Source organism: Fusobacterium ulcerans (assembly GCF_003019675.1).
Taxonomy (GTDB): domain Bacteria; phylum Fusobacteriota; class Fusobacteriia; order Fusobacteriales; family Fusobacteriaceae; genus Fusobacterium_A; species Fusobacterium_A ulcerans.
On sequence record NZ_CP028105.1, the window covers coordinates 3,393,983 to 3,416,225 of the forward strand.

31 protein-coding genes are annotated in these 22,243 nt (G+C 27.2%); 12 read left to right on the plus strand and 19 right to left on the minus strand.

Annotated features, from left to right (window positions below):
- The 19 genes from C4N20_RS15730 to C4N20_RS15815 all read right to left on the minus strand — a co-directional run bounded on the left by C4N20_RS15730 (position 1) and on the right by C4N20_RS15815 (position 15,970).
- Complete coding sequence (locus C4N20_RS15730; protein ID WP_005980045.1) at positions 1 to 1,104, minus strand: head maturation protease, ClpP-related; 1,104 nt, start codon at positions 1,102 to 1,104, stop codon at positions 1 to 3.
- Positions 1,097 to 2,632, minus strand: a complete 1,536-nt coding sequence (locus C4N20_RS15735; RefSeq protein ID WP_005980047.1) for a phage portal protein — start codon at positions 2,630 to 2,632, stop codon at positions 1,097 to 1,099. The genes C4N20_RS15730 and C4N20_RS15735 overlap by 8 nt, the downstream gene beginning before the upstream one ends.
- 3 nt (positions 2,633 to 2,635) lie before the next feature.
- Positions 2,636 to 2,854, minus strand: a complete 219-nt coding sequence (locus C4N20_RS15740; RefSeq protein ID WP_005980049.1) for a DUF6148 family protein — start codon at positions 2,852 to 2,854, stop codon at positions 2,636 to 2,638.
- A complete protein-coding gene (locus tag C4N20_RS15745; RefSeq protein WP_051006467.1) occupies positions 2,854 to 4,620 on the minus strand; it encodes a phage terminase large subunit family protein in 1,767 nt (588 codons plus the stop codon). Before C4N20_RS15745 ends, C4N20_RS15740 begins: the two co-directional genes overlap by 1 nt.
- The gene (locus C4N20_RS15750; RefSeq protein WP_005980053.1) at positions 4,592 to 5,047 is read right to left on the minus strand and encodes a hypothetical protein; all 456 of its coding nucleotides are present in this window, start codon (positions 5,045 to 5,047) and stop codon (positions 4,592 to 4,594) included. Before C4N20_RS15750 ends, C4N20_RS15745 begins: the two co-directional genes overlap by 29 nt.
- A gap of 111 nt (positions 5,048 to 5,158) precedes the next feature.
- Positions 5,159 to 5,671: a hypothetical protein gene (locus C4N20_RS15755; RefSeq protein ID WP_005980055.1), complete on the minus strand. Its 513-nt coding sequence runs from the start codon at positions 5,669 to 5,671 to the stop codon at positions 5,159 to 5,161.
- 158 nt (positions 5,672 to 5,829) lie between these two features.
- A complete protein-coding gene (locus C4N20_RS15760; RefSeq protein ID WP_005980057.1) occupies positions 5,830 to 6,852 on the minus strand; it encodes a hypothetical protein in 1,023 nt (340 codons plus the stop codon).
- A complete protein-coding gene (locus tag C4N20_RS15765; protein ID WP_005980059.1) occupies positions 6,842 to 7,162 on the minus strand; it encodes a hypothetical protein in 321 nt (106 codons plus the stop codon). The genes C4N20_RS15760 and C4N20_RS15765 overlap by 11 nt, the downstream gene beginning before the upstream one ends.
- Before the next feature lie 45 nt (positions 7,163 to 7,207).
- Complete coding sequence (locus tag C4N20_RS15770; RefSeq protein WP_005980061.1) at positions 7,208 to 7,750, minus strand: N-acetylmuramoyl-L-alanine amidase; 543 nt, start codon at positions 7,748 to 7,750, stop codon at positions 7,208 to 7,210.
- Positions 7,751 to 7,758: 8 nt separating this feature from the next.
- Complete coding sequence (locus C4N20_RS15775; RefSeq protein ID WP_005980063.1) at positions 7,759 to 7,992, minus strand: hypothetical protein; 234 nt, start codon at positions 7,990 to 7,992, stop codon at positions 7,759 to 7,761.
- An 87-nt stretch (positions 7,993 to 8,079) separates the two neighbouring features.
- Entirely contained in the window at positions 8,080 to 8,262 is a 183-nt protein-coding gene (locus C4N20_RS16565; RefSeq protein ID WP_145959523.1) for a hypothetical protein, read from the minus strand.
- Positions 8,263 to 8,408: 146 nt separating this feature from the next.
- Positions 8,409 to 9,044, minus strand: a complete 636-nt coding sequence (locus C4N20_RS15780) for an HNH endonuclease (RefSeq protein WP_005980067.1) — start codon at positions 9,042 to 9,044, stop codon at positions 8,409 to 8,411.
- Positions 9,037 to 9,642: a hypothetical protein gene (locus C4N20_RS15785; protein ID WP_005980068.1), complete on the minus strand. Its 606-nt coding sequence runs from the start codon at positions 9,640 to 9,642 to the stop codon at positions 9,037 to 9,039. Before C4N20_RS15785 ends, C4N20_RS15780 begins: the two co-directional genes overlap by 8 nt.
- A 3-nt stretch (positions 9,643 to 9,645) precedes the next feature.
- Complete coding sequence (locus C4N20_RS15790; protein ID WP_005980070.1) at positions 9,646 to 11,802, minus strand: ATP-binding protein; 2,157 nt, start codon at positions 11,800 to 11,802, stop codon at positions 9,646 to 9,648.
- 16 nt (positions 11,803 to 11,818) lie between these two features.
- A complete protein-coding gene (locus C4N20_RS15795; RefSeq protein ID WP_005980072.1) occupies positions 11,819 to 13,252 on the minus strand; it encodes an Eco57I restriction-modification methylase domain-containing protein in 1,434 nt (477 codons plus the stop codon).
- 119 nt (positions 13,253 to 13,371) lie between these two features.
- Entirely contained in the window at positions 13,372 to 13,566 is a 195-nt protein-coding gene (locus C4N20_RS15800) for a hypothetical protein (protein ID WP_005980074.1), read from the minus strand.
- Between the two features lie 20 nt (positions 13,567 to 13,586).
- On the minus strand, positions 13,587 to 14,792 hold the full coding sequence (locus C4N20_RS15805; RefSeq protein WP_005980076.1) for a hypothetical protein: 1,206 nt from the start codon (positions 14,790 to 14,792) through the stop codon (positions 13,587 to 13,589).
- A gap of 61 nt (positions 14,793 to 14,853) precedes the next feature.
- Complete coding sequence (locus C4N20_RS15810; RefSeq protein WP_005980078.1) at positions 14,854 to 15,276, minus strand: S24 family peptidase; 423 nt, start codon at positions 15,274 to 15,276, stop codon at positions 14,854 to 14,856.
- A 19-nt stretch (positions 15,277 to 15,295) separates the two neighbouring features.
- Positions 15,296 to 15,970: a LexA family protein gene (locus tag C4N20_RS15815; RefSeq protein ID WP_005980080.1), complete on the minus strand. Its 675-nt coding sequence runs from the start codon at positions 15,968 to 15,970 to the stop codon at positions 15,296 to 15,298.
- A 157-nt stretch (positions 15,971 to 16,127) separates the two neighbouring features.
- Here C4N20_RS15815 and C4N20_RS15820 point away from each other — a divergent pair, with 157 nt between their 5' ends.
- From C4N20_RS15820 to dnaB, 12 genes are all read left to right on the plus strand, one after another.
- Entirely contained in the window at positions 16,128 to 16,325 is a 198-nt protein-coding gene (locus C4N20_RS15820) for a hypothetical protein (protein WP_005980082.1), read from the plus strand.
- A gap of 34 nt (positions 16,326 to 16,359) precedes the next feature.
- Positions 16,360 to 16,530: a hypothetical protein gene (locus C4N20_RS16570; protein WP_005980084.1), complete on the plus strand. Its 171-nt coding sequence runs from the start codon at positions 16,360 to 16,362 to the stop codon at positions 16,528 to 16,530.
- A gap of 12 nt (positions 16,531 to 16,542) precedes the next feature.
- On the plus strand, positions 16,543 to 16,740 hold the full coding sequence (locus C4N20_RS15825; protein ID WP_005980085.1) for a hypothetical protein: 198 nt from the start codon (positions 16,543 to 16,545) through the stop codon (positions 16,738 to 16,740).
- A gap of 12 nt (positions 16,741 to 16,752) precedes the next feature.
- Positions 16,753 to 17,220, plus strand: a complete 468-nt coding sequence (locus C4N20_RS15830) for a hypothetical protein (RefSeq protein ID WP_005980087.1) — start codon at positions 16,753 to 16,755, stop codon at positions 17,218 to 17,220.
- Positions 17,221 to 17,466: 246 nt separating this feature from the next.
- Positions 17,467 to 17,610 carry a hypothetical protein gene (locus C4N20_RS16575; protein WP_005980091.1) on the plus strand — a complete coding sequence of 48 codons (144 nt, stop codon included), beginning with the start codon at positions 17,467 to 17,469 and terminating at the stop codon, positions 17,608 to 17,610.
- The gene (locus C4N20_RS15840) at positions 17,600 to 18,100 is read left to right on the plus strand and encodes a DUF2786 domain-containing protein (protein ID WP_005980093.1); all 501 of its coding nucleotides are present in this window, start codon (positions 17,600 to 17,602) and stop codon (positions 18,098 to 18,100) included. Before C4N20_RS16575 ends, C4N20_RS15840 begins: the two co-directional genes overlap by 11 nt.
- Positions 18,101 to 18,118: 18 nt before the next feature.
- Entirely contained in the window at positions 18,119 to 18,301 is a 183-nt protein-coding gene (locus tag C4N20_RS15845) for a hypothetical protein (RefSeq protein ID WP_005980095.1), read from the plus strand.
- Between the two features lie 21 nt (positions 18,302 to 18,322).
- Positions 18,323 to 19,201: a hypothetical protein gene (locus tag C4N20_RS15850; protein ID WP_005980098.1), complete on the plus strand. Its 879-nt coding sequence runs from the start codon at positions 18,323 to 18,325 to the stop codon at positions 19,199 to 19,201.
- A 6-nt stretch (positions 19,202 to 19,207) separates the two neighbouring features.
- Complete coding sequence (locus C4N20_RS15855) at positions 19,208 to 19,399, plus strand: hypothetical protein (RefSeq protein WP_005980100.1); 192 nt, start codon at positions 19,208 to 19,210, stop codon at positions 19,397 to 19,399.
- Positions 19,400 to 19,409: 10 nt separating this feature from the next.
- Positions 19,410 to 20,111 (plus strand): ParA family protein, encoded by a 702-nt coding sequence (locus C4N20_RS15860; RefSeq protein WP_005980101.1) that lies wholly within the window; start codon positions 19,410 to 19,412, stop codon positions 20,109 to 20,111.
- Positions 20,108 to 20,812: a ribosome-recycling factor gene (locus C4N20_RS16405; protein ID WP_005980103.1), complete on the plus strand. Its 705-nt coding sequence runs from the start codon at positions 20,108 to 20,110 to the stop codon at positions 20,810 to 20,812. The genes C4N20_RS15860 and C4N20_RS16405 overlap by 4 nt, the downstream gene beginning before the upstream one ends.
- Before the next feature lie 60 nt (positions 20,813 to 20,872).
- Positions 20,873 to 22,186, plus strand: coding sequence for a replicative DNA helicase (gene dnaB, locus C4N20_RS15865; RefSeq protein WP_005980104.1), 1,314 nt, complete (start codon positions 20,873 to 20,875; stop codon positions 22,184 to 22,186).
- Positions 22,187 to 22,243: the final 57 nt, after the last annotated feature.

Consider the following 22,243-nt stretch of genomic DNA (forward strand, 5'->3'; position numbering starts at 1 on the left):
CTATTTATTAATTTTTAATTCCTTTAGTGCTACTTCTACAATATTACTTATCATTTGTTCTTTAGCACTTCCTTCAATGGCTGAAGAAATATTATTGAATCCTGCTGCTGTCTTTTCTCCCTCAATCATTTCTATTTCTTTCCCAGCTTGTTCTGAGTTCATATTATACAGATCTACAATAATATCTTTATAATCACGAGGTTCTTCAAATTTTGCTTTATTTATAATATCTTTTGCTGCTTGACTGTAAGTTTTAATTCCATCTAGACTTTGAATTCTTTTTCTTTCCTCTGTAATTGCTGCTTGTACTGCTTTATTGATTGTATTTTTTACAGTATCAGTGCTTGTCACCGAATTTAATATTTCTCCTTCAAATTGGTTTAATAGTTCTGGATATTGAGCTCTTAATTCTGTTAGTGTCATTTTTTCCTCCTTATTTTCTTTTTTATTTAAAATTTCTGAAAGTTCTTTAGGTATTTTTTTTGAATTTTTTAGATTCATTGAACATACATTTACAATATTTGAAGTAACTGTATTTGTATCATAAGAAGCTATCTCATCTATAAAGCCTGCTTCAAGAGCTTCTTGAGCAGTGAAATATGTTTCTTCATCCATCTTTTTAGCAATATCTTCTCTTGAAAGAGAAGATTTTTCTTCATACAGATCAATCATATTTTCTTTCGTTTTATTTAGATGTTCTATTGCTTCCTGCATTTCTCCAGTATTTGAATATCCCATATATATCATTGGATTATGGATCATAAAGTAACAACCTTTTCCCATTACAGTTTTTTTAGCCGCTATGGCAATAAGTGTGGCTGCTGAACAAGCCATTCCATCAATATATGCTGTGATTTCTTTAGTTTGAGATAATCTTTTAAGTTCGTGATAAATTGCTAAAGTTTCTGAAATATCTCCTCCTGGAGAATTTATCTTTATAGATACTTTTCTAGCATTTTTTATTTTTTCCAGCTGCTTAATGAAAATTAAAGAACTGGTTTGCCCAAATTCTTCCCACGCCCATCTTGTAATTTCTCCTGAAATTCTTATTTCTCCCTCATCATCTGATAAGTTTTTTATTGAAAAAAATAAATTTTTAGACATTTATTTCACCTCCTTTTATCTCTTCTTTAATTTTTTTCTGTATTTCTGCAATCTTTATCTCTTCTTCAAGCCTTGCTTCTAACATTTCATCAAAATCCAAACCGCTTTCAGCTGCAATAATTCCTCTTGTTGTAGTGTAATTATCAAGAGATGTTTTATTAGCATTCGCTTCTTTTAATGGATCTAATGATGATTTTCCACTTCCAACCCAAATGCAACGAGTAAAGGCATATCTTACAACCTCATTTTCAAAAAAATTAGGACAATCAACATCTCCATTTCTTATAAGTTCAAGGATAAATTCTTCATAAATAGGTTGACAAAGAGTTCTTTCAAGAAGTTTTCTACATACAAGGAATCTTTGATGTGCTTCTTCCAGAGATGCTTTAGCTGCTGAATAAGAAGCCTTAAAGGATGACATTAAAACTTCATGAGGTATTTCTAATTGAGCTCCAATTTCTTCATAAACCGCATCAACAAACTCTTTATATGACTTATTAGGTCTTGTTGTAGTGAACTCTTTAATAGTTTCTCCCTCTTTTGCAATTATTCCCATTCCATGTTCTAATGAAATTTTATCTGTCCTTTCTTTTTTAGCTTCTCCATCTGTATCACTATCACTGCTTCCAAAAGCAGACCCATTAATAAAGTTTTCAGGATCTTTGGTTTCTACTATGAATCCTAAAGAAGCATTAATTACTGCCGCTATAAGTTCAGCCTCTTTATATTTTCCAAGATTTTTAATTGGATAGATTATTGATGCAAGAAGTGGAACTCCTCTTCTTTGTCCGATTCTCTCAGGCTCGAAAATATGAAGTATATTTCTTCTTCCTAGATTGTTAAATACTGGATAACCTTTTATTTCAGAATATCCATCTCCTGGATGTCTATCTGCAATATAATATTTGAGTAAATCTCCATTCTCTGAAAACTCTACACCGCCTTTTATCAGCTGATTATAAGTAAATCGAGGATTAACTACTCTATCTGCTTCAATCATTTGTAAACATAGATCTATTTCTACTCCTGCTCTTTTTTTCCGTTTTGGAATTATAAAGGCATCTCCATTCATTATCCAGCTCAGCTGTATAAGAGCTTGTATAGTGAAGAAATCGTGCATTCTGTTAAAATCTGCATTGGTTGATGAAGCCCAAGCATTGAACTTTGCTTTTATAATTTTTTCATATTCCTTTGCTTTTTCTTTAGTTATCCCTGCAATCTGATAATTGATGGTAGGCTTTGGAAGAAGTCCTGTTCCAACAATTTTAGTCCTCATTTTTTTCAGAGCAGCCCCAGCAAGCTCATTATTCATATAAAGATTTCTTGATTTTGCTCTCAAATCATCTAAATCCCATAATATATCATTGTCTGGGCTTTCAGAATAGGTATACCACTTCGAAAGTGAAGGGTCATCTTTATTGTTATAACCTATCCCACTTACCATTTTTATAGTTGTTGAGGTTTTAGAAACTTCCCTAGGAGTGTTTTTTGCCACTTGAACAACTCTTTTTTTTCTTTTTCTACCCATTTTCTACCCCCTTGGAATAAATTGAACAAAGCGAGGACCAGATTTTCCGTTTGCCTGTTCCAATCTTTCTGCCCAAAGTTCAATATTTCTAGCTATTTCACTAACATTAGCTCTAGTTAAAGTTCTTGCTCCTATTGTATAGCTTTGCCCTTGAGCTACTTTTAAATCAGCTTCCAACCAGATATTCAAGTGTTTTTCACACATTTCTTTTGTGAATACCATCATTTACCTCCTTTCGGTTTAAATTTCAAATTATACAAATCAACTGGAAGTAATTCTATTCCTGCTGTAGCATAGTTCATCAAATCCAACGGTTCATTTCTCCTATCTGGAAGAACTTCCCATTCAATTTTCTCTCCTTTTGAAGTCATCTTCTTTACTTTTACTTCTGCTGTAAGACCTTTAAAAAAATCTATTCCACAACCTTTTGTAGAATCTGTTGGAAAATGACAAGTTCCTGCTCCTTCTAAAATAGTTAATCTGGAATAAACCAAATCTTTCAGAGCATTAACTCCTAGACTTAATAAGTTTATACTTGGAACACCCTTCTTAGTAGTTTTTCTAAATCCATTCAGAATATTTATTCCAAATCCACCTTGACCCTTAATTGCAAAGATATTTCTCTTTGCTTTTCCATAGACATATTTATACACATTCCCTGTGTGATGTCCTCCAGAATCTATAAGAGTACAAGCTATAGATAAACTTTTTTTATTTTTAAAAGAAAATTTTCTTTTTAAATATGCATCCAACTGCAACCATACATCTTCTTTTCCAGGTGAACCAGGAAAATCTCTATAAGCTACTACGTAGCTTTCATACTGATAACCCCATCCTACAACCATTAGTTCAAGTCTATTGTCTTGTACATCTACTCCAGCAGTTAAAAATCTTATATTATCGTGCAACTCTGCTCCATAGTCTTCTCTTCTTTCAAATATAGCTTCATAATCGAGCTGTTCTTCTAAATGTAAAATATATGGCTTTCCAAGCATAGTATTAAGAAATACTCTATATTTCATTTCATCATTTTTAGCTAGAAGCCATTCCTCCCACATTTCATCCCATGTTACCCATGGTGATGCCATAGCATTCATATGAAAACTTCTATGTTTTTTATTTTCTGGAAATTTAGCTATCCATTTTCCATTGAGTTGATTTTCTTTTTTCCATTCCTCTTCTGTTCCCTCATAACTACAAGAGCTGCATTCTAAAAATACTGTTCCATTTTCTTCTTTAACATTTTCCCATTCTAAAGGTTGATATATTCCACAATGTGGACAAGGTAAGCACCACTCTTCCTGAGAACCTTCTATATACAATTTTTTTATTTTAGAAGTTGTATCATCAGTTGGAGTAGATACCCTAAGATTTTTTTTATTAAAATATGTAGTAGTTCTTCTTTCTGCAAGGACTACTGGATTCCCTTCATCTTTGGCTGACTGTGGAAATCTATCAACTTCATCGAGAAGAGTTATTCTTATAGGTCTACTAGCTAATCCTGATGGACTGTTAGATCCTACAAATCGCACATACCCTCCTGGAAACATTTTTCCTTGTACTGTTCCTTCTTTTTTCTTATTAGATTTTTTTATCAGTTTTTTCAAAACTTTAGTGTCTCTTATCATTGGTTCTACTCTTTCTTTGCTAAATGCCTTGGCATCATCAACAGTAGGTTGGACAAAAAGAATAGGACAAGGATCTAAGTGCATATACCTTCCTAAAATATTTAATAAAGCTTCTGTTTTTCCTACCTGTGAACTAAACATCATAGTTATTGCCTCTGTATAACTATCTGTTATACATTCATAGATAACTTTCATATAAGGAGTTCTATCTGTCATCCATTTTCCTGAAACTGCTGAACTCTCCTTTGATAGTATTCTGTAATCATCTGCCCATTCTCCTATTGTCAAATCAGGGGCTGGTTCTAATACTTTTAAAATATTTGTAAATAATTTAATCGTTTTCTTCTCCAATTTCAACATCCTCCATCTTTAGGTCCTTATATTCAGATAATTCTAATAATGCTATATTTATTTTTTTTCTAAGAATATCTTCTATTTCTCGCCTATCACTTTTATTTAAAAGTAATAAACTAGCCTCTAATGGAATTCCATTTAACTTGGACTTCATTCTCAACAACATATCTGATACTAACAATGTTATGTCATCTTTATGATGATATTCTTCCCTCATTATTCCAAGTTTTAATTCTTTAGTTTCTTTCTCAACTCTTTTAAGTTCAAGAGATTCGTCTTTTCCTGAAGAACTTTCTACAAACATTTCTACAGCAGCAATAAAATCATATTGTCCTGGAGCAATTCTCACTTCTTTAAATTTTTCTCTGATACTTCTTTCTGACATTTTGAATGTCCTAGCCATTCTACTTTCAGTAGCAATAACTTCAGGCATTTTTACCCTCCTTATTTACTCAAAAAATTTTGGCAGAACCAAAAAAAATTCTAGAATCAACGACTTTCGAGCTCGCCAGCTCCTCAAATCGCCAAAACTTTTTACAGTACCTTAATCTAGTAACTTAGCATGTTGCTTCTCATCTAGCTCTTTCTTTAACTTTTCATATTTCGCTGTTTCCTGCTTCATCTCAAGAAGTTCCTTATCACTATAGATTGAATGTAGGTCTTTATCCAACTTATATAGAACATCTATAGCTGTTACTCTTTTAAGAAAAGCTTCCTCTGTAGATTTATTAACTGGAGAAGTGTATCTATCTCCTGATAATACCTGCCTACCTGTTGCCTTATCTATTGCATAGTTTCTTAAATCTTTAGTAAGAAGCTTGTATTCTTCTTTGATAGCTTCTCTTTCCTTCAAGGTCTTATCAGCTGCTTCAAATATTTCTTTTGCTCTTACAATATCTTTTACTATACCCTTCTCCCATTTTTCATGAGAAGCTAAGTTTCTTAATGTGCCATAGTTGACTTTATACTCTATAGCAAGGTCTATCAAACCTTCTCCATATTCATATCTTTTTCTAATTTCTTTTTTTAAATTAGTAGTAGTAGTTTTCTTTGCCATGCTCCTTCCTTTTGTAACAGTAAAGTAATATTCCATGTCATATTTTTTTAACATAGTTTAATTTAAAGAAAAGCAAGATAAATATTCTTTTTATTTTCTTTTCCTAAGCCTTTTTAAATAGGGATTATAGCAAATATATATCTTCCCCTCTAATTGGATTAGTGGGGAAAAATTAATTCCAGCAAGTAATTCAATTTTTTTAAATTATTATGCTGGATATATTTTTCTAAAATCTTCTTTGTTTCTCTTCCTTTATGCTTGCTATCATATTTTCCTATTATGTCTATTAAGAAAGAATAGTCAAATATCCAGAATTCCTCCAAATATCTATAAATATTTCTTTCCTCTTTTCTTCCAGTGGATCTTGCTAATATATTTGCCTTTTTAAAGGCTAAATATTCTTTTTCTAAAACTGGTTTTATCCTATTTTCAATATAGCTGAAAGCCTTTTTTATAAAGTCCTTCTTTAATCTCTCTCTAAAAATTACCTCTATTAAATCTTTATTTTTGAGTAGAGTTGCCAGTGAATTATCTTTTCCAAATTTTTCACTTATATATTTATAAGAGGATGTCTCAAAAAAGTATTCTAGCCGACTTATACTTGTATTTAGATTCTTTTCTCTATCTTTAGAATAAACTTTAAAAGTAACACTTTTATTTATTCTTGTAAAAAAACTTTCATCTATTTTGAAATTTTTAACTCTCTCAGAATCTGTAATAGCACTTATAGCTTTAGAAAAATTTATTTGTTTAAAAAAAAGCATAAATACTTCTGAATATTCATTAAAATCAACTGGAACATTTAAATTAATTTCTATATCTGCGATCCTTGAATCTGAAAAGTCTATATAAATTTCTTTTTCTTTTAACATCAATGTCAGTTTTTCTATTGCCTCTTTTAAATCTAAAGTTGTTGAATTGCATATGTTATCACCAGTTAAAATTTTATTTGGATTAAAAGTAATTCTATTAAAAAAGCTTTCCTCTACCTCTTTTTCTCCCTGATACACAGTATAAGAATTTACTATGGAAAATAGTTCATCTGTTATAATAGTTTTTTCCTTCAATGAGTTTTCTTTGTAATCAGTTAATTTTTTAAATCTTTTTTCTGTTTCAATTGAAAAATTATAAAGAGAAATCTTATCTATTCCTATTCGAAATATTTTATTTTCACTTAACATTCATATTTCCCTGCTCCTTTTCATCTTCAAAATTTTCTTCTATTACAATGTTATATCTTTCTTCTAATTGCTTTTTTAAAGAAATTTCTTTATTAGATACTAATTGTAATTTTTTATGAATACTTTTATATAGTTTTTCTATATTTTTAGGTGTAGTAATTCCCAGTTTAAATTCTCTTAATCTATATTCATAACTATATGGAAATATTTCTATTTCTTCATTATTTCCTGATACTATCAGCTTAATTTCATTTTTTTCTGCTTCTTTTATCATTTTTTCAAAATCTTTATATTCTTTATTAATAAACAAGCTTATACCTCTCCTATCCCGAACCTTATCAGTTCATCCAAATTTTTATTGATTTGCAATATATAACAATATCTCTAAAATTGATTCTACAGTCTTATCCATTAGGGTATTTAATCTCTCATATGAATGTATTTCATCTAAGAAGAATGGCTCTATTAGTATTGCTATAGGTTTTGTTTTATTTAATATGCTTCCACCTCTTTCAGATGGAGAAACACCTTTTATTCCTCTATCATTCAGACCAAGATTTTTTACTAGAATAGTCTGAGCTTTTTTAGCTAATTTCTCTCCTTTTGAACTTGTATGAGCATAAAGGACTTCTGTCCCTTGTGTTTCTCCATCATAAGCATTAAAATGGCAACTGATTAAATAATTAGCTGGAATTTCATTTACCTCTTTTACTAAATCAGCAAAATCATTTCTTGCTTTTATAACAGTATCAAGATTAATTAATCTTTCTTCTTTAAATACTCTTGCTACTAATTCTGTAGTAAGATCAAACTCTGTTATTCTTTTTCCATCTTCCATTTGAGTGCTACATCCACTTTTTTCAAAATTGTGCCCTGCTAAAATAATTACTCTTTTCATTTCCCCTCCTATACTGAATATTCAATGACCTGCCATTTGTTGTTTTTTCTCTCTTTTATTTGTAAAGAATGATTAGGATAGACTTCTTTTAAAATTTTTAAATTCCTATCTAGTTCTTTTTTACATGTACATAGTCTTTTATCCACCAGCATCAAACATTCTTTCCCATTTATAATGCTAATTTTCTCTATTACTCTTATAGTGTATTTCCATGCTGGATCTGTGTTTATTCCTACTCCCATTTCAATCACCTTTTTTCCAAAAAATAAAAGAGCCAAGATCTCAATTACTTGAAACCTTGACTCAGAAAGCCGTACTTTAAATTCAATTTATTTTAAACTTACTTTTGTGATTTCTCCACATTTACATTCTACTTGGGATAAATCACCACTGATTATAACACTTACACCTCTTGGAAACCTAGTTTTACTTCCTATCTGCTCATAAAGAAAACGACCACATTTGCAATAGGTTTTTGCTATATCATTATATTCTTTTTTCAAAATAATCACCCTCTTGGTTTTATCTTATTTTGATACTACCATAAAAAAAAATAAATTTCAAGAGGGGTTGTACCAAATTTGGTACACTTTTTTATTTTTTGAAAAATTTTTTAAAATAAAAAGAACTCAAATTTTAATTTGAATTCTTTCATCAATCATTTTATAATTTTATTTTTTAGAGATCTTTTTTTTCTTATTCTTCCTTTTAAATCTCCAATTCTAATTTTCAAATCTCCATTTTCTAAACTTTCGTACAGTCCTTCTAAATTTAATAATAAAAAATCTAATTTTCTAAATTCATAATCTAATTTCAATGTTTTATAAAATTTAAGAATTTCACTATCCTCTTCATACTCAGGTTTTATTTTTATTCCATAATCATCTTCTCTGTAAAAAATTTTCTTTATTTCTTCTTTATCTGGTTGCAATTTCTCTAAATACTCATCTTTAATTCTTAATCCTCCCTTACTTCTATTACAACTACGGCATGCTACAACCAGATTCTCTAATGCACCAGCCTCACCTGTACTAGAACAAGAAGCCTCATTTTTATAATGATCTATTTCAAATAAATCAGGATCTAATACAAAGACTGAAGTTCCACAATAAGCACATTTATAATTATATATCTCTAAATAATTCCCCTTAAATTCATTTCTTACAATATTATAGAAATTATTAGTTAAAGGATGATTATGTGTTCTTATTATTTCTTTTAGTTCCTCTTTTTTTCCAGAAATTTTTTCTAATTTTTTACAGTAAGTAGTATTTCTATAATCATTTTTATCCATCTATAGCCCTCTTTAATTTTTTAAATTCTTCAATAAGTTCCTTGATGTCTTCACTTTTTAATTCTGAATATTCATCTCCACCATCTAATGAAAGTGAAATTTTTTCTAATAACTCACTATCTACTTCTTTTTTTTCATCCAATTTTTTAAATATTTCTCTTCCCATCAAAATTTCATTTATTTTTTTATCTATACACTTCCCTAATATTTCTGAATAATATTCTTCTGGATCTTGAGATAAATTTTTATCACAATTATATTTTTTTATAATATCATATGAGTCTTTTTGCTCATTTTGGCTAATTACAATAGTTTCAATATATGGAAACAGCCTTTTTAATATTATTTTAAACTCTTCTCCTGTAAATCTTTTATCTCTTTGGTCATCTAAAAGAAATAATGCAGAATCTATAACTAATAAATTTATGTTTTTATCAGTCAATTTTTTTAACAATGTTTTGTAATCATCTTCTTTTGTAAATTTAATCTCATATGATCTAATTTCAACTGGTTTTATATTGTAATCGTATTCATCTAAAAATCCAGATATTGCTCTCTCTATTATATCATCTACATATGCAATATTAATTACTTCCATATTTTATATATCACTTCCTAGTCTAAAAGACATATAAAAACCTCTATTAACTCCCTTGTCTAAAATATTTTTAATTTCTTCAATTTCCCCTGAAGTTTTAATAATGGTATTATTAGTAATCCACATACCTAAACCATGTCCATTTTCTCGTGAAGTTTCATGAACATTTAATATCTTCATAGGATCTTTTATATATTTTTCAAGAAGTCCTCTACCATCATCCTCGTAACTTATTTCTAAAAATTCACCAATTTTTTCTATATTAATTTTTATATTAATTTTATCTTTAGAACTATTTTGTTGAAAACTATTTAAAATTAAATTATCAAAAATAACTTTGAATATATCTTCCGAACTTTTAAATCTTGTATCTGGGTCAATAATTAAATCTATTTTTAACATTTTATAATCTCTTTCCCAAATATTTTTTATCTTTTCCATTACTTCTAAAATTTTCAAATCATTACTTTTAAATTTATTTTTTTTAATATCTTCCAGTAATGTTCCAATAAAAACAGATACTTTCTTATTTATTTTTTCATTATCTTCCAACATTTGAGGTACATTATAAATTGCTTTTTCTTTATTTTCTTCTTTATCTAAAATATCCCAAACTTTATGTTTAATTAAAGCTTTTTTTAAATCCTTACATAACCTATTAATATTATTTCTTTCATTCTGTAAATCGTGAGCTACTGAACTTGCTTTTAGTCCTATTGTAGACAACATATTTAATATCCTTGCATCATATTTAAAATTATTTTCAACTTCTTTTAAAACCTCTTTAATAGACTGCTCTCTTTTTTGCAATCCTAAAATTTCTGTTTTTAATTTTTCTTTTTCAAATTGATCTAATCTTTCTATCATAGTAAAATCTTTTATAATTCTTTGTAATATTTCCTCTTCTGAAGTTTCTTTCAATACATTTTTTTTATTAATTTCTCTTATTATTTCCTGACGATAAACCTCAAAAGCTTCTAATACTTTCTCTATAATTTTTATAAAAGTTTCATAATATTCATTCTCTTCTAATCCTTGACGATTTGATAAATCTCTCAATACACTATTTTCATTTTTATCAATTTCTACTTTTCCAGCAATATTATTTTCTCTAACTTTCCAAGCCCCAGTAAGATGTGTTGCAGCAGCTGGTGACTTTCGAGCCCTTTGACCTATTCCTATCCAATCTTTAGTTCCATCATATGAAGATATACTAAAAGAGTTTCTATACAAAATAATCCCTTCTATATATTGCTCTGGAATTCTTAAATATTTATATAAAAATTTTTCTTTATCAGTTTTTGAAGCAGATATCCTAAAGTAAAATTCTCCTTTAAAGTTTCCAAGTTCTTGTAGCTTATTTTGAAGTTCTATATCTTTTTCATTTTTTTTAGAAAATAGGGTATATATATCTAATACTTCATTTTTAAAGTGAATATTTCCTTTATAGTAATTTTTTGCTTCATCAGTAAATTCATCTGAAGTAATAGTATACTCCAATTTTTTATCTAGTGCTGAATATTCAAATCTTATTATACTTAAGCAATTAATTCCTAGTTTAGGTTCTGAAAAAAATTCTTCTATTTTATAAACTTTCTCTCTAAATTCAATATATATTTTCATTTTTGAATTTCTTGTTGTTCTGGATAAATATTTTTTTAAGTTTTCAATACTTCCTTCATTCCATCTATCTCTTAATTCAGATATTATTATTTTAGTTTTTGAATCTTTAGTGATTATATCTTCAGTATTAAAATTAATGTTATTCCAATCTGTTTCCCAAATGACTTTATAATCTTTTAATTTATTAGAAATAAGTTTTACTCTTTTTCCTAATCTAGCTAAAGCAAACCTTCCAATTCCCTTTGATCCTGAATAAATTCTTTCGTTTCCTTCTATATCATAAAAACTATATTCATTTTCTTTACTACTTTTCCCAACATGCATCCATTTATTTCTTATGTCATCTTCATTCATTCCTTTTCCATTATCTTCCAATATTAATTGATCTTCTTTAAAAATTATTTTTAATTCACTTGCTCCAGCATCAAAAGAATTTTTTACTAATTCCAATATAGCTGATTCCTTTTTAGTAAAGTTTTGTACTCCTAGCAATTCAGCTACACGACTATCTTCTACTATATATTTTAATTTCCCCACTGCTTACCTCCCTATTTTAAAAATAATAATTATTAATATCTTTAGCAGTTATCATTATTGTTTTTCCACTAGCATTTTTCCCAACATTTTTTATATATTTATAAAACTCTTGACTTTCTAATATTTGTTGTGCTAATTTTAATGGTAAATTTGATTTAGCTATAATATAAATTCCTGAATAAGGTATATAAGTATCATTTAAAATATAAGTTTCAACTCTATTTGTTATTAAAGTTGAAAGTATTAATTTATCCGTATTTAAATATTGCAGTGCTTGGCTTCTTCCATATTCAAACCACTTTGCTGACCTATCAGCATCTCTTTCCATTAATGCTTCATAATGATGTAATAAATAGTTTTTAGCTTCTGGAAATAATGTCCCAAATTCTTCTTCAGAAAATTTATATAATTTATCTTCAATATATTTATAAGGGAAAATTATAAGCTCATTTTTTCCTTTTTTCATTCCAGATGGGCTTGCTCCTCGCTTTAATATTTCTCTTTCTATTTTCATTCCATTTTTATAAACATAAATTTCATCTTCTTTGTAATCATTTATAACAAAAGATTTATTACTTAAAGTTGCTACTCCCATAGAAACTTTAAAATAATCCCCAAATTTTTTTAAATTATCTTTAAGTAAATCGTTTTTTTCTTCTACAAATATCCATTTTTTATTTAAATTTTCTTTTAATATTTTTATTTGATTTTTATTTTCATAATCAAAATATAACATAGATTTTTTCTTTTTTCTCTTGTCACAAATTAGAATTGCTGATGTGGTAGAAACATTTTTAAAAATTTTATGAGATTTATAGTCAACAATTTTACTGAGTGAAGGCAATATTATTTTTCTTAATTCTTCCCCAAATTCATTTTTAAAAATACTATTTGGAATTAAATATACAAACTTTCCAAAACTAGATAAACAGTTTAAACTTTCTTCTATAAATGCATAATAATAATCAAACTTTCCTTTTTTACATGAAGTATATTTCTCTTTTAATTCTTTTCTAATAGTATCATTTATATCCTTATAAGAAATATATGGTGGATTTCCAATAATATAGTCAAATTTTTTATCCCATTCTTTTTTTAATGCATTTTCATTAAATACTTTCCAGTTGACATTTCTAATCCCATAAGTTCCTGCTATCATATCTAAATTTTTTAAACAAGTTGAATAATGTTCCTTATCAAGCTCAATCCCATAAATATCATTTTCTAGACCAAATTTTATTTCATCCAAAGTTTTCATTTTCAATAAACTATTTATATATTTATTAACTATTACTTTTAAAATTTCGCCATCTCCACATGAATTTTCAAGTATTTTTTTTCCAAATAAATTTTTTTTATACCCTGCATATTCTAGAAGTTTATTTGCATATTTTTCTGGTGTAAATATTTGGCATTTATTTAGTACTGATTCTTGCTCTACCATCCCCATTTTATACTCCTACCTTTAATAAATTTCTTTCTTCTAGATTATACTATAATTTTCTTGTTTCGTCTATAGCACCAATAAAATTAAATTTAATAATTAAATATAATTTTATTAACAATTTTTTAGCTACAAACTTTACAAGGTTGTCTTCCTCCAACTTTAGAAATATCAATTTCTATGATTTGTTTGCTCCTAGCTAAAGTCCTACAATTTTTTGTAGAATGATATTTTTTTCCTTTAGGAGTTATATACACTAATTGCCCTGCTATGCTTATAGTTGTAAAAAGTATAAAAAGAAATATTATAATTTTTTTCATAGCTACTTCCCCTAGACTTTTTATTCTCTTATATTATCAACTATTCTAACAACCACAAAACTCTCTATTTCATTAATCTCCAACTCAAATCCAAAATTTTCTATTTCAACATAAGTATTGCATCCTTTTTCCCAATTAGCTTTATCATAAAATCCTAATTTATCCATAAGATTTTTAAATGTACTTTCAGAAATTTTTATCCCAGATGAAGCTATTACTTTTTCAACTATTGCTAAATACTCTTTTTTTAATTTTTCAGAATTTTCTATCTGAGCTCCAACTATAGATAAATTTGTAAGTTTATTACTTTTCTTATTCCAAGAATTGAATATGCCAATATTTTCAGTTAAATATAAATTTTGATTAAAATAAGTTCCCTTATCTTCTTTTTCTACATATATAATTTTTTCACTGCTAAAATATTTAGATATATTTTTTCCCCATTGTTTTCTTGTAAGTTTAAATTTAGGTTTATTATAATATAAATTTTCTAATTTTTTTGAAAGATTACTTCCTTCTTTTATCTCATTATTTAAAATTATATTTTCCATTTCTTTGTTTTCATTTTCAGTTAAAGCACTATTTGCTGAATAAAAACTTATTTCTTTTATTTTATCATTTTCAGAGGTAAGATATAGAGTTCCAAGTGTTTGATGACTATTATTTAATAAAATATATGAATTCATACTATCTTTACTAAAATAAGGTTCTCCATTCTTATTTATAAAACCTTTTATACTACTACCAATTTCAATTGGAATTATATTCTTATATTCTATAAAGCCTAACCTTCCTATAAAATCTGGTTTAATAGTCATAATTTCATATTCTAATTGATATTTAAAATCCATTACTTCTATTTCTTTATCACCAACTTTTCTTATATCATAAATAGCAATTCCACTTTTATCTAATGTACTAGAAGTAAGACTTGAAGATATTGGAAGTACAAATATAGCAAAATGATTTTCCTTATTAGGATATATTTCCATCAAATCTTTAAATACAGCTTTTAACTCTTCAATTGTTGGAATTCTTTTAATTTCAGATTCAGAATTTATATCTACCAAATTCACTTTAACAATATTTTGTACTTTTGGTCCATTATCATAAATATTCTTATACAAATATGGTATTAACTTAACAGGTTCTTCTTTCTTCTCTTTACTCCCTCCACATCCTAAAATACTAAATAATAAAAATAATAAAATTGCTAATTTTTTCATAAAATCCTCCCAGATTATTTTTATTTTCTCTTTAATAAAGAGATTTTAATTTTTTTTGCATTTATTTTGCTATTGATAAAGTTCCTTTGTATAATCCAACTATTGTGAAGTCATCTGAAGCTTTTATTTCAATGTCATCATAATAACTATTGTCACTTCTCAATACCATTTCTCCTTCCTTCTCACAAAGTCTTTTTAAATAGGCACACCCATTCAACATAAATGCACCTATCTTTCCAAAAGGAATATCATCACACTTTTTAATAAAGACTATAGCTCCATCTAAAATAGTATCTTCCATACTATCTCCTTTTACAACCACTCCAAATACATCTCCAGTAAAAACATCATTAAAATTTACAACAGATATATAATTTTCAATTTCATTTTCATAAGAACCATAGCCTGCACTTATACTTTTGTAAATTGGAATATCTTTAAATTTACAATCAGTTGCTATATTTGATTTTATTTCTCTTCCCATGTTTATTATTTGTTCCCCTTTATTCTTCTCTTATGAATGATCCAATGTATTTCCCAACTACAATGAAATCATCACCAGCTTTTATTTCTATATCTCTATATTCCCTATTATCACTTCTTAAAAATACCCCATGTTCATCTTCAAAATATCTCTTCAAATAAGCATTATTATTAACTATAAAAGCTCCAATCTTTTTATTTTGAATCTCTGCATCTTTCTTTATAAATACAATAGATTTATCTTCTATAGTATTTTCCATAGAGTCACCATGTACCTGAACAGCAAAAATATCTCCTGTAAATGTTCCTTGGTAATTTGGAAGTGAAATATAATCTAAAATATCACTTTCAGCAGCTCCATACCCTGCACTGATATTTTCATAAACAGGAACTCTCTTAAAATTAAATGCTATCTCTGCATTAGGAACTATTTTTTCGTCTTCATCTAAATATCCAACTATTTTATAAAATTCTTTATAATCTACATTTAAAGCTTTTGCTAATTTTTTTAAGTGGAATGGATTTACTTTTTTAGCTTTACCATTAATTATTTCATTCAAACTTCTAACATTAACTCCACTTTTCATAGCTAACTGATTAAATCCATAATTTTTTTTATTTCTTAATTCTTCAATATAATCTCCAAGTTTTTTTCTTAATTCTTCTTTTATTTCAACACTAACATTTTCAGTCATAATTCCCCCCTTTCAAAACTATTTTACCCTTTATATTTCCATATGTAAAACAACTTTTAATTTTTCTATTTACATATTGAATTTTTTATGTTATATTTACATTATGAAATATTTACAAAACGAAATAAAATTATAAATTGAAATAGGAGGTTATTTTATGGAAAATTTAACACTAACACAAATTATAAAAATTGAGTGTATAAAACAAAACAAGAAAGTAGAAGATTTATGTACTCAAATAGGTTTATCAAGACAACTTATGTGGCATCATGTGAGAAGAAAAAATAATGAAATAATAAACAAAATAGAAACAGCTTTATCTCTACCAAAAGGAACTTTATTAAATTTATCATGAATATTTACCTTTGTATTTTTAAAATGGAGGGCTAATGAAAGTTTATTATTTTATTTATGAAAATGGTTCATATACTAAAAAATTTATTTCTTCTGATAAAGAAAAACTAGAAGAAAGAAGGATGCAATTATCTAAAATATATGAACCTACAAAAAATGTGAGTAAGCTTATAGAACTAGATATTTCTAAAATCAATATTATTTAGCTAGGAGGACAAATGATAAATACTCAGATAAAAGAATTGATCAATCCAAAAGAAGATAAACGACTTGTCAAAATCATAGTCAAAGGATTTTTAAAATTAATCTATCTAAAAATTATTAAAAGAGAAGATATAACTAAAGAAGCTGTTGATGAAATGATAGATTATTTCAAAAATGATACTAATTACAAATATAAACAATATATAAAATAAGGAGATTAATTTATGAAAAATTGTAGTGGAATTTCTTCAGACTTAGAAAGAAGCATGAATCTTCAGAGCAGAATAATGACTTTTGAGGAATGTTTAAGAAATGCAAAAGTAATAGATGCTCTAGATGATAAGAGAAGAGTAAAAATGTTTAATCTTTTAGTTTGGAATGATGATATGCAAAGTAATTTTATTTCTAGATTAGATAGAATAATTCTTGAAGCAGAAATTGAAATACTTAAACAAGATATCAGAGAGCTGAGGAAAAACATGAAAACTTTTACTGAAAAATTTAAAAAAAGTATAAATGTAGTAAAAAATGATGAAATAAAATATGAAGAAATGGATGATAATTTAAGAGAATTTCTAATAAATTATGCTGTAGAGTGCAGAGAAAAGCTAAAAATAGAAAATTCTGAAGTAGAAACAAAAATGATACTAGAAAATCTTGAAAAAAGAAAACAGAGAGGGTTATATGATTAAATGCCCTGAATGTGGAATAAAGCTTTCTCCTTACTGCACAAAAATAAAAACTGGTATTAAAAGAAGATACTATAAATGCTTTGTATGCTCTCATTCTTTTACCACCAGAGTTACAGAATCTGAAACAATAGAATTAAATCAAAATGAAAAAAAGGCAGACCACAAGATCCACCTACCTTCGACAAGTAGAGTATATCATGGTCTCCTTAAAAATTTCAAGCTTTTTTTTAAGGAGGTTTTTTAATTATGAGACAAATATACCTAGAACATATAAACTTATTTATGCTTTCAATCATTATTGGTGGGACACCTAAAATTTTTATAGGAACAGATGAAGAAATAAAAGAGAAAATAGTTGAATTGAAAGGTGGTGTTCTAATTGCTGGATAAATTAAGAAAATTAAGAGCATTATCACAAGATATGACAACCACTGAAGCTGAAAGGGAATTAGCATATAAAAGGTATCAAGAAATCAAAAAAAAGTATGCAGTTGATGATAGTGAATTAGAAAAAAAAGAAGAAAGATTTCACATTCGAGTACAAAATATTTTTGAAAAAGATTTACTTAGATATATTCTTTGGAGTTTTGATTTAACATCATACACAGAAAAGTATTGTTCAAAATTAAAAGTAATTTTTTATACTAAAAAAAGTGTTTATGAAGCTATTCAAGATGATTTTAAATTTCATTCTAGAAAAACAAATGCAATTTTAGATGGAGTTTTAACGAAATATCTTCACACACAGATTAAAGAACCTGAACTTGTTGCATCTCCTGAAACTATAAATAATTTAGATCCAGATATGTTAAAAGCATATTGGAATAATAGCTGGATGAATAATGAAAATTATTCAAAAAAATTTAAAATTGAAGATTAAAAAATGAGGTGATGGCAAATGTCTAAATTAAAAAAAATTCCTGTGTATTTAGTAAGTAAGAATGGTATTCCTGTCCATATTTCTACAAACAAAGAAGTAGCAGAAGATATTGTAAAAGAAAATGCAGGACATACATACCAAGTATTATATTTACCACTAACTAAACAATTTATAAAAACTTGTATAGCTACTGCTGAATAAAGAAGTTAGGAGTGATCAAAAATGAGCTACTTTGATAAGAGTATTTTAAAAAAGAAAAAAAAGAATAACTATACAAGTATTTCAAACGACTTTTTGCAAGATCCTTATATTTCTTTTGAAGCTAAAGGACTAGCTGCTTCTCTTCTTTCAAGACCTGAAGACTGGGAAATTAATGTTTCCGCTTTAATGTCTGAAGGAAAAATTGGAAGAGATAAAGTTAATAAAATTATTCAGGAGTTAATTAAAGCTGGATATATGTATAAATCCCAAAGTAGAACTTCTGGAAAATTTTCAAGAAATATTTTATTTATATCTGATGAAAAAGATTATCTTTTTGAAGAAGTCATAGAAAAAGAGGGAACTTCACCGTTAACTGAAAAAACCGCAACGGTAAAACCAGTAACTGGTGAACCGTCAACGGAAAATACTGAACAACAAACTAAAGAATATACAAATACTAATATAACAAATACTACTACTACTAAAAAAGAAAAAAGTAGTAGTAGTCCATATGAATTTTTAGTAATAAAAGAATTCCCTCTTTTGAATGCTGCAACTATAAGCAATATAAAAAGATTTATTCCAGATCTTACAGAGGATATATTTAAAAAAGCTTATTCTCTTACAGAGAAAGAAATAACACTGGGAAAAGGAAAAGACTTTAATGCTATTCTCTACAAAGCCTTAAAAGGAGAATGGTCTTTCACAGAAGAAAAGAAAAAAGAATCCTCTACTGTGAATGAAGAGAATAAAATAAAAAGTAAATTTGAGCAATATGCTGCTATGGTTTCTACTTGTGGAAATTTCAATTTTGCTTTTGAAGAGTTTAAAAAATCTATTACTAAATATGATAAAAACTTAGCAACTAGCTATCTAGAAAAATTTAAAAAATTGGAGTGATAAAATATGGGAATTTTAAAAATAGAAATGCCTCTGGAATGGTGGACTAGAATCAATGAAAAATGCAAAGAACTCAATCTAAATCCTGAAAGTTATACAGAAGTAAAAAATTATGGAAAACTGTATTTTGACTTACAAAAACATCAATTTGATAGAAGATTTCCAATTCCAGATCCAAAAGATTATTTGAAAATATAGGGGGCATTTTATGGGAAAAATGATAGCATTTAAAAATAATAAAGGTGGAGTAGGTAAAAGTTGGATAACTCTTCAAGTTGGACATGCTCTTGTTATTTTATTTGGATATAAAGTATTAATAATAACTTCTGATACTCAGAACAATATTTTACTTTTTGCTGGAATAGATGCCGAGCCTGGAGCAGGATTAGAAAGTTGGGTAACAAAAGGTGATGGTGACTTAATCAGATTAAGAGAAAATCTTTACTATATCCCTCTTTCTGTAGGAGTGGAAATATCAAAGAAATTTAAATCAAATTTAAAAAATACTATATCCCAATTAAAGCAAGAATATGACTTTATACTTTTAGATCCTAATCCTACTTTAAGGCTAGATAAAGAGTTCACAGATGAAGCTGATTACTTTATTATACCTACTTTTTTAGATCAAGCTACTTCTCAATCTATGCTTAATATTATAAATGATACTGACAAAAGAAAAGTAAAAGCTGTTATTCCAAATAGATATACTAATACTAAAAAAGAAAAAGAATATTATAACAATCTAAAAGACATATTTAATTCTTATGATATTTATTTAAGTTTACCTCTTGCTCAAAGTTCTACAATAGGGAGATTAATAGATAAAGGGAAAACTATATGGGATGTGCATAATCAAGATGTAGCACAATTTAAGCAAATTATAGAAGATGTATTGGATGTGATAGTGTGAATAAAAATGTTTTGAATAAATTAGAAGCAGCTTTGGAAAAACAGGAGTATAAAAGTAATTTTGATTTCGAAAAATTTGAAATTAGAGAAAAAAGTGTAATTGACTTAGTTATTCAAAAAGAAAAATTAATTTCTAGAAAATTAGATAAATATAATGAAAGTTTATTTGATATCTGTGAAGCTATATATGATATTTCTGTAGTCTTAAAAGCTACAAATAGCTTTATGGAGTGGTATGAAGGCTGTGGACTTACAAAAGACATGATTTCTATGTATTTAAAAAGACATTCATTGTATCAGGAATTTCCAAATTATAAAAGTTTTATATCTGCTCTTACAGATTCAGCTGTAAAAATTCTTACAAATAAAGATGTTACATATGATAACAGGCTTATGATAGTAGATAAAAGAATGTCAAATACTCAAGATATAAAAGAATTTTTACAACCTTGTATTGAAAAAACAAAAGAAGAATTTAAAAAAGAAATACCTTTTTTCAATACAAAAAGAATAAAAAAAATGAAAAAAAGAGTTGATAAAATAGAGGATCCAAAAGAATTAAAATCTTTAGTTGATAAAATTTCCATTTATAAAAAAGAAATAAAAGAAATAGAACAATTACTAAAAGATAAAGAAAAAGAATTTGAAAATAAGAATAATCTTCAAATTGAATATAACGGTGATGAAAATGAAAATGATTAAATATCACGGTTTTGTAACTTTTCGTTTGACTTTTTTGGAAAAAATAAAAAGGTGGTTTAGATGAAAGATTTTGAAATAAAAAAAATTCCTTATAATACAGAAGCTGAAAAAGCTGTAATTGGTGGTATATTTTTAAAACAAAATGCCCTTACCGATATAGCAGAGTTTCTCTCTCCAGATGATTTTTATAATAAAGACCTTAAAATCATATATGCAGCCATCTTAGAACTTTACAATGAAAATAAAGCAATAGATCCTATTCTGATTTTAGAAAAAAACAAAAATATAAAAAATGATACTTTTTATGAAGTAATAGAATCTGTTCAAACAGCTGCAAATGTTATTGAATATGCTCATATAGTTATGGACAAAGCTAAATTAAGAAATCTACAAGATTCAGCTACTAAAATTGTAGAAATGACATCTGATGAAGAAGAAACAACTGAAGATATAATAGATAGATCTGAAGCTCTTATTTTCAAAATAGCAGAAAACAATAATACTAGAAATGTTATCTCTATAAAAGATATGATGAATAGTGAATTTACTAGACTTCAAAATGTTTATGATAATAAAGGAACTACAATTGGGATTTCATCAGGATTTACTGATTTCGACCAGATGACAAATGGATTTAATCCCTCTGACCTTGTAATTCTTGCTGCTAGACCAGCAATGGGAAAAACAGCTTTTGCACTTAATTTAGCTTTAAATGCTGCTAAGACTAATAAATCTATTCTTATTTTTAGTTTAGAAATGTCAAGTTCTCAACTGCTTCAAAGATTTATTGCAATAGAAGCAGGGATAGGATTACAAAAAATTAGAACAGGATTTCTTTCTGAAAATGATTGGGGGAGAATGGGGTTGGCAAGCGAAACATTAATGAAAACCCAATTGAATATTGCAGATCTTCCAAATGCTACAGTAATGGAAATAAGAACTGTAGCCAGAAGAATGAAAGCAGCAGGAAAACTTGATATGATACTTATTGACTATTTACAATTGATAAAAGGCAGCAGTGGAAAAAATGAAAATAGGCAGCAAGAAATATCAGATATATCAAGATCACTTAAAGGAATAGCTAGAGAACTTGATGTACCTATTATAGCTCTTTCACAGTTATCACGAGCTACAGAACAGAGAGCAGATAGAAGACCTATGCTTTCAGATTTAAGAGAATCTGGAGCGATAGAACAAGATGCTGACATGGTAGCATTTCTATACAGAGATGACTACTATAATGAAGAATCTGAAGCTAAAGGGATAACAGAAATAATTATAGGTAAACAAAGAAATGGCCCTGTAGGAACTATAAAATTAAGATTCTTTCACGAACTTACTAAGTTTGCTAATTATACTAATAAAGTTTATTAAAAATAAAGGAGAATTAAAATGTTTATAAAAGACCCTAGTATAGATGAAATAATATCA

Bases quoted from the DNA above. Each gene is read 5' to 3' on its own strand.
- C4N20_RS15730 (WP_005980045.1), bottom strand. From the start codon at position 1,104: ATGTCTAAAAATTTATTTTTTTCAATAAAAAACTTATCAGATGATGAG.
- C4N20_RS15735 (WP_005980047.1), bottom strand. From the start codon at position 2,632: ATGGGTAGAAAAAGAAAAAAAAGAGTTGTTCAAGTGGCAAAAAACACT.
- C4N20_RS15740 (WP_005980049.1), bottom strand. From the start codon at position 2,854: ATGGTATTCACAAAAGAAATGTGTGAAAAACACTTGAATATCTGGTTG.
- C4N20_RS15745 (WP_051006467.1), bottom strand. From the start codon at position 4,620: ATGTTGAAATTGGAGAAGAAAACGATTAAATTATTTACAAATATTTTA.
- C4N20_RS15750 (WP_005980053.1), bottom strand. From the start codon at position 5,047: ATGCCTGAAGTTATTGCTACTGAAAGTAGAATGGCTAGGACATTCAAA.
- C4N20_RS15755 (WP_005980055.1), bottom strand. From the start codon at position 5,671: ATGGCAAAGAAAACTACTACTACTAATTTAAAAAAAGAAATTAGAAAA.
- C4N20_RS15760 (WP_005980057.1), bottom strand. From the start codon at position 6,852: ATGTTAAGTGAAAATAAAATATTTCGAATAGGAATAGATAAGATTTCT.
- C4N20_RS15770 (WP_005980061.1), bottom strand. From the start codon at position 7,750: ATGAAAAGAGTAATTATTTTAGCAGGGCACAATTTTGAAAAAAGTGGA.
- C4N20_RS15775 (WP_005980063.1), bottom strand. From the start codon at position 7,992: ATGGGAGTAGGAATAAACACAGATCCAGCATGGAAATACACTATAAGA.
- C4N20_RS15780 (WP_005980067.1), bottom strand. From the start codon at position 9,044: ATGGATAAAAATGATTATAGAAATACTACTTACTGTAAAAAATTAGAA.
- C4N20_RS15785 (WP_005980068.1), bottom strand. From the start codon at position 9,642: ATGGAAGTAATTAATATTGCATATGTAGATGATATAATAGAGAGAGCA.
- C4N20_RS15795 (WP_005980072.1), bottom strand. From the start codon at position 13,252: ATGGGGATGGTAGAGCAAGAATCAGTACTAAATAAATGCCAAATATTT.
- C4N20_RS15800 (WP_005980074.1), bottom strand. From the start codon at position 13,566: ATGAAAAAAATTATAATATTTCTTTTTATACTTTTTACAACTATAAGC.
- C4N20_RS15805 (WP_005980076.1), bottom strand. From the start codon at position 14,792: ATGAAAAAATTAGCAATTTTATTATTTTTATTATTTAGTATTTTAGGA.
- C4N20_RS15810 (WP_005980078.1), bottom strand. From the start codon at position 15,276: ATGGGAAGAGAAATAAAATCAAATATAGCAACTGATTGTAAATTTAAA.
- C4N20_RS15815 (WP_005980080.1), bottom strand. From the start codon at position 15,970: ATGACTGAAAATGTTAGTGTTGAAATAAAAGAAGAATTAAGAAAAAAA.
- C4N20_RS15820 (WP_005980082.1), top strand. From the start codon at position 16,128: ATGGAAAATTTAACACTAACACAAATTATAAAAATTGAGTGTATAAAA.
- C4N20_RS16570 (WP_005980084.1), top strand. From the start codon at position 16,360: ATGAAAGTTTATTATTTTATTTATGAAAATGGTTCATATACTAAAAAA.
- C4N20_RS15825 (WP_005980085.1), top strand. From the start codon at position 16,543: ATGATAAATACTCAGATAAAAGAATTGATCAATCCAAAAGAAGATAAA.
- C4N20_RS15830 (WP_005980087.1), top strand. From the start codon at position 16,753: ATGAAAAATTGTAGTGGAATTTCTTCAGACTTAGAAAGAAGCATGAAT.
- C4N20_RS16575 (WP_005980091.1), top strand. From the start codon at position 17,467: ATGAGACAAATATACCTAGAACATATAAACTTATTTATGCTTTCAATC.
- C4N20_RS15845 (WP_005980095.1), top strand. From the start codon at position 18,119: ATGTCTAAATTAAAAAAAATTCCTGTGTATTTAGTAAGTAAGAATGGT.
- C4N20_RS15850 (WP_005980098.1), top strand. From the start codon at position 18,323: ATGAGCTACTTTGATAAGAGTATTTTAAAAAAGAAAAAAAAGAATAAC.
- C4N20_RS15855 (WP_005980100.1), top strand. From the start codon at position 19,208: ATGGGAATTTTAAAAATAGAAATGCCTCTGGAATGGTGGACTAGAATC.
- C4N20_RS15860 (WP_005980101.1), top strand. From the start codon at position 19,410: ATGGGAAAAATGATAGCATTTAAAAATAATAAAGGTGGAGTAGGTAAA.
- dnaB (WP_005980104.1), top strand. From the start codon at position 20,873: ATGAAAGATTTTGAAATAAAAAAAATTCCTTATAATACAGAAGCTGAA.